This is a genomic window from Paenibacillus sp. J22FR21, assembly GCF_056269135.1.
This window is the reverse complement of the sequence record NZ_JBWDNJ010000001.1, coordinates 1,043,884-1,055,879: the sequence shown is the minus strand read 5'-3', so window position 1 is coordinate 1,055,879 and position 11,996 is coordinate 1,043,884. Positions and strand designations below refer to the sequence as shown.

Annotated in this window: 11 protein-coding genes; 1 reads left to right on the top strand and 10 read right to left on the bottom strand. The window is 48.9% G+C overall.

The annotated features are described in order from the left end of the window. From AC0YNS_RS05205 to AC0YNS_RS05175, 7 genes are read right to left on the bottom strand one after another with little or no spacing between them, the layout of a single operon-like run. Complete coding sequence (locus AC0YNS_RS05205; RefSeq protein ID WP_475779946.1) at positions 1-1,428, bottom strand: sulfatase family protein; 1,428 nt, start codon at positions 1,426-1,428, stop codon at positions 1-3. Then, positions 1,425-2,024, bottom strand: coding sequence for an adenylyl-sulfate kinase (cysC, locus tag AC0YNS_RS05200; protein WP_475779945.1), 600 nt, complete (start codon positions 2,022-2,024; stop codon positions 1,425-1,427). Before cysC ends, AC0YNS_RS05205 begins: the two co-directional genes overlap by 4 nt. Positions 2,025-2,027: 3 nt before the next feature. Next, positions 2,028-3,026: a Gfo/Idh/MocA family protein gene (locus tag AC0YNS_RS05195; protein ID WP_475779944.1), complete on the bottom strand. Its 999-nt coding sequence runs from the start codon at positions 3,024-3,026 to the stop codon at positions 2,028-2,030. Next, positions 3,019-4,449, bottom strand: a complete 1,431-nt coding sequence (locus tag AC0YNS_RS05190) for a sulfatase family protein (protein WP_475779943.1) — start codon at positions 4,447-4,449, stop codon at positions 3,019-3,021. The genes AC0YNS_RS05195 and AC0YNS_RS05190 overlap by 8 nt, the downstream gene beginning before the upstream one ends. A 50-nt stretch (positions 4,450-4,499) precedes the next feature. Continuing rightward, a complete protein-coding gene (locus tag AC0YNS_RS05185) occupies positions 4,500-5,303 on the bottom strand; it encodes a sugar phosphate isomerase/epimerase family protein (RefSeq protein WP_475779942.1) in 804 nt (267 codons plus the stop codon). Between the two features lie 39 nt (positions 5,304-5,342). Then, entirely contained in the window at positions 5,343-6,449 is a 1,107-nt protein-coding gene (locus AC0YNS_RS05180; protein WP_475779941.1) for a Gfo/Idh/MocA family protein, read from the bottom strand. 44 nt (positions 6,450-6,493) lie between these two features. Continuing rightward, entirely contained in the window at positions 6,494-7,549 is a 1,056-nt protein-coding gene (locus AC0YNS_RS05175) for a Gfo/Idh/MocA family protein (protein WP_475779940.1), read from the bottom strand. A gap of 219 nt (positions 7,550-7,768) precedes the next feature. Between AC0YNS_RS05175 and AC0YNS_RS05170 the strand changes: the two genes are divergently transcribed. Beyond that, a complete protein-coding gene (locus tag AC0YNS_RS05170; RefSeq protein WP_177186438.1) occupies positions 7,769-7,915 on the top strand; it encodes a hypothetical protein in 147 nt (48 codons plus the stop codon). A gap of 87 nt (positions 7,916-8,002) precedes the next feature. Here AC0YNS_RS05170 and AC0YNS_RS05165 read toward each other — a convergent pair whose 3' ends face one another. The 3 genes from AC0YNS_RS05165 to AC0YNS_RS05155 form a co-directional block, all read right to left on the bottom strand. Next, positions 8,003-9,100, bottom strand: a complete 1,098-nt coding sequence (locus AC0YNS_RS05165; protein ID WP_475779939.1) for a GerAB/ArcD/ProY family transporter — start codon at positions 9,098-9,100, stop codon at positions 8,003-8,005. Between the two features lie 249 nt (positions 9,101-9,349). Further along, a complete protein-coding gene (locus AC0YNS_RS05160; protein WP_475779938.1) occupies positions 9,350-10,507 on the bottom strand; it encodes a Ger(x)C family spore germination protein in 1,158 nt (385 codons plus the stop codon). Then, on the bottom strand, positions 10,494-11,966 hold the full coding sequence (locus tag AC0YNS_RS05155) for a spore germination protein (protein WP_475779937.1): 1,473 nt from the start codon (positions 11,964-11,966) through the stop codon (positions 10,494-10,496). Before AC0YNS_RS05155 ends, AC0YNS_RS05160 begins: the two co-directional genes overlap by 14 nt. Positions 11,967-11,996 lie beyond the last annotated feature (30 nt).

The following is an 11,996-nucleotide window of genomic DNA, read 5'->3' as shown; positions in this document are numbered from 1 at the left end:
CTATTTACTGTGTGAATGTTTACTGGCTGCTTCATCAAACTTCGTACGATCCGGATTGCTCTTCCATTCATCCCACGTCATACCCGCTCCCGCCAAGATCTGTTCGATCCGTCTGCGGAAAGGCAGGCCTTTCTCCTCAAGCTGCACAACCATCGGATCCGGTCGTCCGTTCAGCTTCTGCCGAACCCATTCTTCCAGCTCATGCTCGAACGCTTCAGCAAGCGCGGACTCCGTAGCTGCCAGATTCACTTTCTCCTCAGGATCAACGGATAAATCATATAATTCGCGCGGCGGCCTAGTGAAAGGTCCGGCATCATAGGTACGGATAAACTTGTAACGATCCGTCCTAATTCCTCTTGCTGCTTGCCACGCACATTCGCTCAAGTAGACCGTATCATGTGTCCCTTCTGATTGACCGGCAATCGTTGGCCATAAGCTCTTGCCGTCAAGTCCTGCCGGTTCCTTCAGCTTGGATAAATCGATTCCATCCGGCGCTTCCTTGCGAATCGCTTCAAGCAAAGTAGGAAGCAGGTCAACTTGCTGCACAAGTCCTGACGCGCGTCTTCCTTCCGACATACGCCCCGGCCATCTCATAATGATAGGTACATGAACGGTTGGCTCGTATAAGCCGCAATGATCCCAATAAATGTCGTGCTCAGTCAAACTCTCGCCATGATCGCCGAATAAGACGAGCAGCGTATCTTCTTGAATACCTAGCTTCGCCAAATGATCGTCCAGTTCCTTCAAGCGATCGTCCAAGTAGCGGATTTCCGCGTCATAGAGCGCATCATAATAATCGGTGTCCGTCACTTGGCCGACAAGATCATAATGATGGTGTTTGAAGAACGGATAGGCCGAGTGATTATAAGCGGGCTCCATGCTTTTATTTCGTGGATCAAACGGATCCTTCGCCGAATCATAGAACTCCGGAATGTATGACTCAGGCGGCAAGTACGGCGTATGCGCATCCCAATAATGCAGAAACAAGAAGAAAGATTCATCCTTATGCTGATCGATCCAAGGCAGAGCCAGCTTGTTCACTGTGCTGCCATCGATCCAGCGGTTGCCGCCTACGCTGTTGATGTAGTAGTTATAGCCGCGGGCGAACCATTCCTTCAACTGATACATATTATCGACAGCCGCCGTGGTAAACCCGGCTGAGCGCAGCAAATTTGGCAGCCACTCGACCGATTTCGGGAGCTGCGTCAATTCAGAGCCATGGGAGACGGCGCCGGTAGTGAGACCGATTTTGCCGGTAAAGACGCCCGTATGGGCTACCTCTGTCGGAATATCGGCTGCGTAAGCCTGTTCGAAGAGTACGCCGTCACGCGCGATTTGATCCAAATGGGGACTTGTTCGCTTCGCATAGCCATAGCTGCTTAAACGGGATGCCCGAAGCGTATCCAGCGAGATTAGAATGATTTTCATAGCCCACTTAGTCCTTTCTGGTTGTCATTGTATAACGTCGACGTATTCAAATCGATCCAGGCCAGAACCTGATCCACATTCTGCTCAGGCGTCGAAGTGGAGGTGCACAGCGTAATAGCGGGATTCTCCGGTTCCTCATAAGGATCGGATACGCCGGTGAAACGTGTAATCTCCCCGGATCTCGCCTTCGCGTACAACCCTTTCACATCGCGCATTTCGCACACATGGAGCGGGCATTTCACGTAAATTTCCACAAACGATGGCATTTGCTCTTTCGCGTAATCTCGCATTGCTTTGTAAGGGCTGATGGCTGAGACCAGCACATCAACCCCGTTGCGGGAGAGCAAATTGGCGATGTAGGAGATTCTTCGAATGTTCTCGAACCGATCCTCCATACTAAAGCCCAGCCCTTTGCATATTGTAGCTCGCAGCTCATCGCCATCCAGCAGCTCTACGCGTCTTCCGCGCTCTAGGAGCTTCTTCTCTACGGCTTTGGCTGTCGTTGTTTTGCCTGCTCCGGATAGTCCGGTAAACCAAAGTACCGAGCCATAACCGTCGTTCTTCATGCGTGTTTCCCTCCGTATCTCCTGCAGCATCCTTTAAGTAAGGACTGTAACCGGAGCTCCTCCAAGCTGATGCGACTTAATGGCCGCTTCAATGACTTCTTGGGCTGCAAGCGCGTCTGCTCCTGATGCCGTTATCTGTTCAGGCGTAACGCCTGATTTCAATTCTTCAATATAACAATTGATGCGTTGTTCAAACGTATCGTCGAAGCCTTTCATTCCTCCGAACAGTGGGTTTCGAACGACCGTCAGCTCATCGGATTCATGCGGATAATACGTCATACTTTCATATACGTTATCTACGACAATCCGGCCTTCATTCCCTGCTACTTCGCAATATTCGATCGGGTGCCGCATCGACATATCGTAGCTGCCGGTCAAATGGCCTACCGCACCGGATTCGAATTCCATATTGATCGATACGGTTGACCACGAATCGCGGTTGGGAGCTTTGGTCATAAAGGATTGCACCCGCTTGATATCCCCAGCAAAATAACGCATAACATCGATGGAATGCGGATGCAGCGCACGCATATGCAGCCATTCCGTATCCTCCTGCGGATTGCGGATCGTAAGGCGCATATTCAGGAAAAGCAAGGAGCCGAGCTTGCCGGAAGTGACAAGCTCCTTGGCTTTATAGGCGGCAGGCGTGAACCGATGATTCAGGTTGCAAGCAAGCCGAACGCCTTGCTCTCTTGCTGCTGCCACCATCGCACGAGCCTCTTCGATGTTGTTCGAAATCGGCTTCTCGACGAAAACACTCTTGCCGGCCTCGATCGCAATCATCGTCGGAGCAAAGTGATGGCTGCCCTTCTCGACGCCGGCTGTTGCCACAACGACAACATCGACGTCTTCCTTCAGAAGAAGCTCACGCAAATCCGTATAGAACGGAACGCCATGCAGCTTACCCGCTGCTTCTGCACGTTCTTGCATGAGATCGCATACCGCTGTCAGCTCTGTATCCTTGTGTTGCTTGTAAGCATGACAGTGGATTTTGCCAATATGGTTAACGCCTACGACAGCTACCTTAATCATTGCTCTCTACCGTCTCTTTGGCTTCTTCTTGTTCCTTCTCCTTCTGCTGCAGCTTGCGTGCATTGTTGATCGACCCGATATAAAGCGAGTCATACGCTTCCTGCGAGGAGGTGAAAATTTTGTTCTGACCATGCCAGTTGGTGTTCGTGTAGATCGGATTAGTCCGGTTTACTTCTTCTTCGCGCTTAGCGATGTATTCGTTCATCCGCTGCTGAAGGAAAGCTACGACTTCCGGCTCTTGATCGGCTACGTTCACATTCTCTTGCGGATCGCGAATCAGATTGTACAGTTCGATCTCCGGTTTATGATGGAAATCGGGTTCCAGCGAGCAGATCAGCTTCCACTCCGGCGTGCGCCAGCCGTGTTTGCGCATCCAGGTGCACTCCGTAATATAGAGCTCGCTTTTCTCCAGGCTGCTATCGGCTTCGCCTTTGATGAAGGCATTTAGGCTGCGCCCGTCATAGGAGGTGCCGGAGTCGATTTGAAGCAGGTCCAGAACCGTTGGCATAATGTCTGAAATGACGCTGACGCTCGATACTCGCTTGCCGGCTGGCACCCGTCCAGGGAACTTGATAATAAGCGGTACGACGAGCGTACAGTCATAGAGACCGTGATGGTCAAAATAACAATCATGCTCATACAGCGTTTCGCCATGATCGGACGTAATGACGATTAGCGTATCTTCCTCAATACCCATATCGGCAAGTTTCGTGAATAACGTTTGGATCGCAATGTCCATATACGCAATAGAACCATCGTACTGAGCGGTTACATACTCATGGTCGGTTACGTCTTCCCCGATCCACGATTTCAAATAATCGCCGAACGGCTTGAAATCATATACCGGCTCCATCGACGTATTCGACGGATCCTTCTCGTCTTTGCCATAGAACATCCGCTCGAACGGCTGCGGAGGCAAATACGGCGAATGGGGATCCATATGACGCAGGAACAGGAAGAACGGTTTATCCTCTGCCGCGAGGCGTTCCAGTTCCGGAATCGCAACATCGTTCAGGTTCTCCGCTTTCGGAGCGCGACCGCTCTCTTCATTCGGAAGCCAAGACTCGTAGTTCAGGTAGTTCTGGAAGCCGCGTGCCGATGGATTGCCCGTAAATCCGATACAAGTCGTGTTGTACCCATTCGCCTCCAGCACTTCTGCGAGCGTGTCCACATGTCCGCCAAGCGGGCCTTCATGTCGGAGCGCGACAACGTCTGTGCCGAACACGTCCATTCCCGTAAGCATGGAAGCATAGGCAGGCGTAGTCGGAATGCTCGGGCTAAAATGCTGCTCGAACGTTACACCTTGTGAAGCAAGTTTATCAATATATGGCGTCGTTAGACGCGAATAACCATAGCCGCTCATATGGTCGCGGCGCAAGCTGTCGATGCCGAAGAATAGAATATTAGGTTTTTTTGCGGACATGGCAGTAGCCTCCTAAGCGTAATTGTTTGATCCGACGAGGAATGAAATGATTAACGAGCGTCTAATTTCTTGAAGATCGCATTCAGATAACCATAAGACTCCGCCGCAACAGCGGTCACTTGCTCAATCGTATGCGTTGGCTGCGCGCCGATAACTTCAAGCACAACCGGACCATCATAAGCTCCCGCTACAAGTGCTTCGCAATAGCCGAACAGATCGATCTCCCCACGGCCGCACGCTTGCAGCTCGATGGAACCCGGGCCTTGCTCGCGGCCTTTGCAGTCGCGGATATGGATATGCTTCACGCGGCTGATCACGGCAGGCAGCGCTTCTTCTGCGTTCTCGCCGGAGCGATGAATATGGCTTGGGTCCATATCGATACCGAAGGATGACGATGCGATTTGCTCCATTGCCGCGAGTGTAGTCGGCGTGTTGTAGATGGAGCTGCCGACATGTGCCTTCACGCAAAGTGTAACGCCGTAGGTGCCAGCAATCTCTGACAAGCGGCTCAGCGTTGCGATCGATGCCGCCAAGTCCTCATCCACGCCGGATTTGCCGCCAGGGCCGACATTAATAATCGGAATTCCGATGGCTTGTGCCGCTTCGAACGCAAGCAACAGACGTTCTTCGTTCAGCGATGCGACTTCCATCGAGAGAAACTTCAAGCCGTTCTCTTGGACAATCGCCTGCAGCTCATCCTTCTGCTCCTGCCAGCGGCTGAGGTCCAGATGCTCGCACATGCCTTGAATCGCCGAAATTTCCACGCCGTCATACCCGCATTGTGCAATTAATTTAGCTGCTTGAGCGAAATCATAGGATTTGAATAATACCGAGTTCACGCCAATTTGAATCATTTGTTATATCCTCCTCAAGTTTCTGATTAATGTTAGTTTCTATTTCAAGAACAACGGATCGCCATGAAGCGGCGGCAGCGGATTCGGTCTAACCATTTCTCCGCCACGCTCGAACGACTCGATAACCGCGAAAGTATATTCCAATACAGCAAGCGCATCGCGGCCATTGGCACGCAGCTCCTCGAACGGAACCTTATTCGATACATCCTCCAAGAATGCGTGCAGCCTGTGATTAAACGTCGTATTAAAGTCGTTGGTGCCATAGTCCGTCACTTCAGGCTCAGGCTGTACGCTGATTGCAGGAATGCCCTTCTCTGCTTTCCAGTACGAGATTTTCTCCACGCAGTTCTCGATGCAGAAAGTCCCTTTCGTTCCGGCCATCTCCAGACTCCACCAGCCGCCAAGACCGTAGACTGCATCGCCGCGCTGGCTAAGCAAGTAACCAACGCCGCCATTGGCGAATTTCAGATGGATGCTGTTGATCGATGCCATCACATCGCCTGCGCTTCTGCGGAAGCCAGGACGATCCGAGAACGTCTGAATATGTGTGATATCACCACAGAAATGTCTCATTACACTAAGTGGGTGCGTAAGAAACGCCTTCATGTGGAAATAAGGATGACCTTTCACTTTGCCCGATCCGGCTGGACCATAATTGGCTTCTCCGCCGTTAAAGCCCATCTTCGCCAAGCAGTACACCAGCTCGCCGATTTCGCCATTCTCGATGTATTGCTTGCCTTTGGCAGCCGGTTCGGTGAAATAATGGTTCAGGTTACAGCCGAGGTAGACCTTCTGTTTCTCTGCATAAGCAACCAGCTCGCGCGCTTCGCGAATATCATGGCAAAGCGGCTTCTCGACCAGGACATGCTTCCCGTAGCTGATGGCCTCCATCGCAGGCTCGAAATGCCAGCTTCCGTTGTCGATTCCACCCGTCGTGACGTCGATGACTTCGATGTCCGGCTCGTTCTCAATCATGTCTTTCAAGCTGTAGTAAGCTTTCACGCCATACTTCTCCGCTGCGGCGTCCGCACGTTCCTTGACGATATCGCAGACAGCAACGAGATCAGCGAGCTCATCTTCTTTGTGACACACTGCATGTAAATTGCCGATTCCGTTCATACCTACGATTCCGATTTTCACTGCCATGATTGAGTCCTCCTGAAATGGTTTTATAGTAATTGGATTGTCTATTAAACGTTCTCGATCTTCGGATCACTGAGCAATACACGCCGTCCTTCGCCGCTGGAAACGTACGAAGCAAGAACCATTCTTAGCGATGTGCGTCCTTCCTCAGCGGTAGCAATCGGCTCACGCTCACCGCGAAGGAATTCAGCCAGCGGCTTCGCAAGTCCGCGGATACGGACGCCATGATTCGCCGGTGTTGCGATGTCGCTAGGGGTCCAAGCACCTGTTGCTGTCGTATATTTCATGAGCCCTGCGCCATCGTCAGGACGAGGCACATTGCAGCTTGTGGCGTCCCCGTAGTTCTGAACAATCGTGCCAAGCTCGCCGATAATTTCAGTCGTATTCTGACCTGAAGTACATGTGAAGGAACAGCTTACCTCAGCCATGGGACCGTCAGCATAACGATACACGGCAATTCCGTTATCCATCGGGATGCGCGGGTTATACATGGAACTGATCTCGGCCGTGACACTTTCCGGCGCCCCAAGCAGCCAGTGAATAAAATCAGTCGGATGCGCGGAATCGTCCGCCCAAATATCGCGGTTCGCTGCCGGATCGACATGCCAGCTGTTGGCAAAATCAGCATTCAAGCCTACCGGTAGTCCATGTCTGCGCCTAACCATAAAGATTTGACCGAGCTCTCCGCTCTCGATCCACTGCTTCATCTGGATGTTCTGGGGGTCCGTTCTCATCTGCCAAGCGAGCGTGAATGGTACTTGATGCTTCTGCACGGCTTCTACAATTCGATCTGCTTCCGCCATTGTGAGCGCCATCGGCTTCTGCAAGATAATCGCCTTGCCGTAGCTGGCTGCGAGCTCTGCCAATTCAGCATGTCGCGATGTTTCGGAAGCAATCACTACCGCCTGAATATCGCTTCGTTCGACTACATTGACCGCATCCGCATACCCTTGAAGGTCATACGTCTTGCAGGCCGTCTCCAATCGCTGTGCATCATGATCCCAGGCGGCAAGCACCTTCACGCCGTAATCAGCCGTTCTCCATTCGTCACAATAAGCATTGACATGTCCGTGGGCAAATCCGAGGATTCCAACTCCAATCATTGGGTTCATTCTCTCCTTCACTTGTTTACTGACCATGAAAACGATTACTTCCCTCATCATAATCAACCTAAAGCATGGAATCATGGTCGATCTGGACAATAACTGTTGCGATCAGGACATAAGTGATAGCCATTTGGATGAAGAATCGCTGACACGCGGTTTGGGCAACCTATGAGCGCCTCCCTCAAGGCAACTACATATCGTCGAGGAGGATGAGCATTGTCCAGAAATAAGAACAAAACACTGCAAGACAAAATGAACGCCTTGCAGGCGGATTCCCGTCAAGCCGAGAATAATGTAGCCGGTTCTACGGATCGTAACCGCAATCAGAAGGGAAATGTACCGAACAGCCCTTCGACGGGTTAAGGTACGAAGGCAAACAAAAAACAGCGGAGCTGCAAGCACACTTGCAATCCGCTGTTTTTTATTCGCAAGCATCGAATTTGTTAACGATTATTCAGGACGTATCCCTGACCTTCGCATCTTCAACCACGTTAATAACAGGAGCACAATGGGAACGAACACAACCGGTAGAATAATAGTGAATGGCAGTATATTGATATCATATGCAATTAAATCGGTTGGCAATAGAAAGCTTTTTATCGCAATAGCGAACAATAAGGTTCCCACCGGCACAATGAATGCCTTCGTATTCTTGAGCCCGACAACTTTGCCTAATATGTTCACAAACACATACTGAACAATGATGATCTCAAATAACGTAAAGATCGTCCAAATCCCGATAATCAGAATCTCGATCCGTTCTAAGTACTCGCCGAATTTAACCAACTGAATTGCCGAGAAGAAGGGGAATGATGCCGTCTGGAACATATTTACGCCTAAACAGCCGAATGCAATATACGTCGCAGTCAATAGATATAGGCAAGAGAAGGAGACACCTACGCTGCAGCTTAACAATACTTTCCTAGGATTATTCACATCCGAATACAGAAAGGCCATCACGCCTGATTTTCCAAAAGGAAATCCGAAGGAGACCATCGTGCCGTAGACATACATAGGTAGAGGATGTTGAAATTGAGGAAGAAAAGGATTGTATTCCACATCCCGATAAATAAATATGCAGATCACCACCATGGAGACAATAAAGAACGGAAGAATGACAAGAACGCTCCGAACGATCGTTCCAATACCGAGAGAAACGGCATATATCGTCACGGTTATCACAATGAGCATAATTAAATTCGGTGAGGTATTGGGCAGGATTGCACTTGTATAAAACAGCGCTATGGATCGAACCGACAACACACCAAGCCCAATCAAGTCCACCATGAAAATCGTCAGAATCAGCTTCCCTATCCACTTCCCTAATAGGATGATGATAATATCGCTCATGTTGAGCTTAGGAAATTGTTTCTGAATATAGGAAGTCATGACTAACGTAAGGATAACTGCAATCGTTGCTAACATATTCGAGATCCATACATCCTGAGTAAGACATTTGGCTTCGAGCAAATATAAAGTCGAGAATCCCGACATAAACGCAAAACAAAGGCAGCCCAGCTGGAAACTCGATATTTTCTCCTGTTTCACGTTCAATCGACCCCCAACTGTATATTCAACGCATTTCTCACATACACAGAAATAGGCTTGTATAAATACATATTCAGGGATTCAGAGGTTGGCATCCAATCCTCGATTACCGGAATGAAGTAACAGGTAATAAACAGACTAAAGAGCAACAGCACGATGGCTTCTTTTCTATTCCCTTGTTTCCTAAGCTTGACGTACGCCGTAATTACGTAAACGAGGAAAAGCACTAGGATCGTAAAGATTAGCATTTCATGGTCCTCCTAAGACTTGGCTCATTCCGAGATTCGGAATACTGGCGGTGACATTAACCGTTACCGGTAAAGTGGGATACACCTCTGTCCAATTCGGTTTCGTTCTCTTCCATACATTCGGGTGATATTGCCTTAGGTAATCGGATATGCCAAGAACATCAACCTGCATATCACGCTGGAAGTGAGTTAAACTTACAGTGAGCTGCTTCTTTATTGTCGCCTCTGCGGAACGCTCCAGCTGTTCCAGCGCATTGTTAGCCGTTAATTGAATAGGTCCGCTGGTATCAATTAAAGTACCTCTTAATTTCACGTCGATCGTGATTGCCGGCATTCCATTGATGGCTTGGTAATGTATTTTACTTTTTACGATCTTCATCATCAGCGATACCTTCTTGGATTTATACGGAACAGATTGAACAAATTCAAGGTATCTCCATTTCTTCTTCGCCATGAGCATATGAATGCTCAGCACATCATCGGCATTCATCCAACCAACGAGTTTACCCTTATTGATGACAGAACCGCCGCTCAATATCATGACCTCACGATCACTGTTTATCGGCTTCGAAATAAACAATTTCCCAAGAACAAAGCCACGATACGGATCTGTGTAATAATTGACGATGTCCTTAAGTTCGATGTTGATGCTCTTGCCCCATAGATGTTCGTTCTTCACCTTGCCTTCGATTTCATTGGTGATCAAATCCCCGGTTTCCGACTTCAAATGAAGAATATCCGATGCTTTTCCTTTGCTGATCGCCAAATAACCGGACATCCGGATTTCGCGGGATCGATTAAAATAATCGATAATTTCATAGAACTTATGCCGGGCTGCACTTTCCCCCACGATGAAAAATTTGTCATGCTGCCAGATCAATTGTTTGCCTGCACGGCTTCTTATATTCCGCGCAGCATCAAGAATCGATTCACCGGATGAACTTGCGATCCACTCTAACGTCTTATCCGGCATATCCTTACTGGCCGAGGGGGTGTAATTGCAATACAACGTAATGATGAATTTCTTGGATTGCTCATCGTAATCAACCCCTGTAATCGTAACAAGTGCGATACTGTTAATTTCTCTAACATCAGGTGAGCACCCCGCAAGAAGTGACAAGGGAATGAACCCCAATAAGAGCAGTTTAATGATCCTCATGTTCCCTAACCTGCCCTTCCATGGATGCATAGGAGGTGTCATTCTTGGACTGTCTTCGGTGCTTAATGGGGAGAAGCAGATAATGCTCGGTTACGTCCTTCAAGCGATACGAATTAAACGTAGGCAAATACAGCTTCCCGAATGACCGCAACGAACATAAATGCAGGACAATCGCAAACAAGCCAAGAGCCAAGCCGAGAACGCCAGTCCATGCAGATATGAAGATTAGTGGAAATCGCAGCAAACGGAGCGTAATCGCAGTGTTAAATGCCGGAATCGTAAAGGAGGCAATGCCTGTCATCGCGACGACAATGACCATCGGTCTCGAGATAATGCCTGATTGAACAGCAGCTTCGCCAATAATAAGCGCGCCGACGATGCTTACAGATTGACCAACCGTTCGAGGCAGTCTAATGCTTGCTTCCCTTAGAATCTCGAAAGCTACCTCCATGATAAGAGCCTCCAGAAAAGTCGGGAACGGAATTCCTGATTTGGTCGACAGGAACGTGAGCATTAACGGAGTCGGAATCATCTCCAAATGGAATGTCGTTAACGCGATGTATAAGGAAGGTCCGCAGAGTGAAATAAGCAATGTGAGCATACGTAATAGACGTAGGAAATTGGCAAAATAAAACTTCTCGTAGAGATCCTCGCTGGGGTGCAAGAAATCCGTAAAGGTGGAGGGTGCAATAAGCGCATTCGGGCTTCCGTCCGTGAAAATAACCACTTTCCCCAGATTTAAAGCGTTAACTACACGGTCAGGTCTCTCCGTATTCATGATCTGAGGAAACGGCGAATAAGGGCTGTCTTGAATCCATTCTTCGATTTGAGCGCTGTCTACGACGATATTCAGCTTGACCGAGTCTATTCTCTCTTCAACCTCGCGCAGAACGGAAGCTTCTACTTGATCTTCGAGATATACGATCATCACATTCGTCTGGCTTTCACGTCCCAGAACAACGATTTTGGATTTCAATTTGGTGGATTTCATCCTGCGATAAACCAATCCCATATTCACTTTCAAGTCCTCTGTGAATCCTTCACGAGGGCCGCGCACGTTGATTTCCGATGTTGGTTGATCGACTGCGCGCGTCTCATATCCGGGGATCCCGATCCCATAACACACCGTTAAGCCTTCGACGAAAATGACGATTCCGGCATCAGCGATCATCCCAGTAACCTTGTCCAATAAGGGGATTTCGGTGACGATACCTAACGAACGAATGGATTCGAGAATCGTCTCAGCCGTAGGATTCTCATGACCGTGAATATCTTCGTTGATCTTCCTTACGAATTGTTTGTTCAAGGTTTGCTGATTGATAATCACACTTAAATAGGCAACCGCAGCCAGTGGTTTTCCTTGTTTCGATTCGAAGTTCTGGAAGCAAAAGTAGTTGTTATCCGCATACAGCTGCTCCAATTTGCTTATGTTGTTTGCAACGGAAGGATCGATTATCATTTCTGTTCTCCAGGATCAACAATAGAATAG

Coding starts and splice junctions, on each gene's coding strand:
- AC0YNS_RS05205 (WP_475779946.1), bottom strand. CDS start 1,428: ATGAAAATCATTCTAATCTCGCTGGATACGCTTCGGGCATCCCGTTTA.
- cysC (WP_475779945.1), bottom strand. CDS start 2,024: ATGCTGCAGGAGATACGGAGGGAAACACGCATGAAGAACGACGGTTAT.
- AC0YNS_RS05195 (WP_475779944.1), bottom strand. CDS start 3,026: ATGATTAAGGTAGCTGTCGTAGGCGTTAACCATATTGGCAAAATCCAC.
- AC0YNS_RS05190 (WP_475779943.1), bottom strand. CDS start 4,449: ATGTCCGCAAAAAAACCTAATATTCTATTCTTCGGCATCGACAGCTTG.
- AC0YNS_RS05185 (WP_475779942.1), bottom strand. CDS start 5,303: ATGATTCAAATTGGCGTGAACTCGGTATTATTCAAATCCTATGATTTC.
- AC0YNS_RS05180 (WP_475779941.1), bottom strand. CDS start 6,449: ATGGCAGTGAAAATCGGAATCGTAGGTATGAACGGAATCGGCAATTTA.
- AC0YNS_RS05175 (WP_475779940.1), bottom strand. CDS start 7,549: ATGATTGGAGTTGGAATCCTCGGATTTGCCCACGGACATGTCAATGCT.
- AC0YNS_RS05160 (WP_475779938.1), bottom strand. CDS start 10,507: ATGAGGATCATTAAACTGCTCTTATTGGGGTTCATTCCCTTGTCACTT.
- AC0YNS_RS05155 (WP_475779937.1), bottom strand. CDS start 11,966: ATGATAATCGATCCTTCCGTTGCAAACAACATAAGCAAATTGGAGCAG.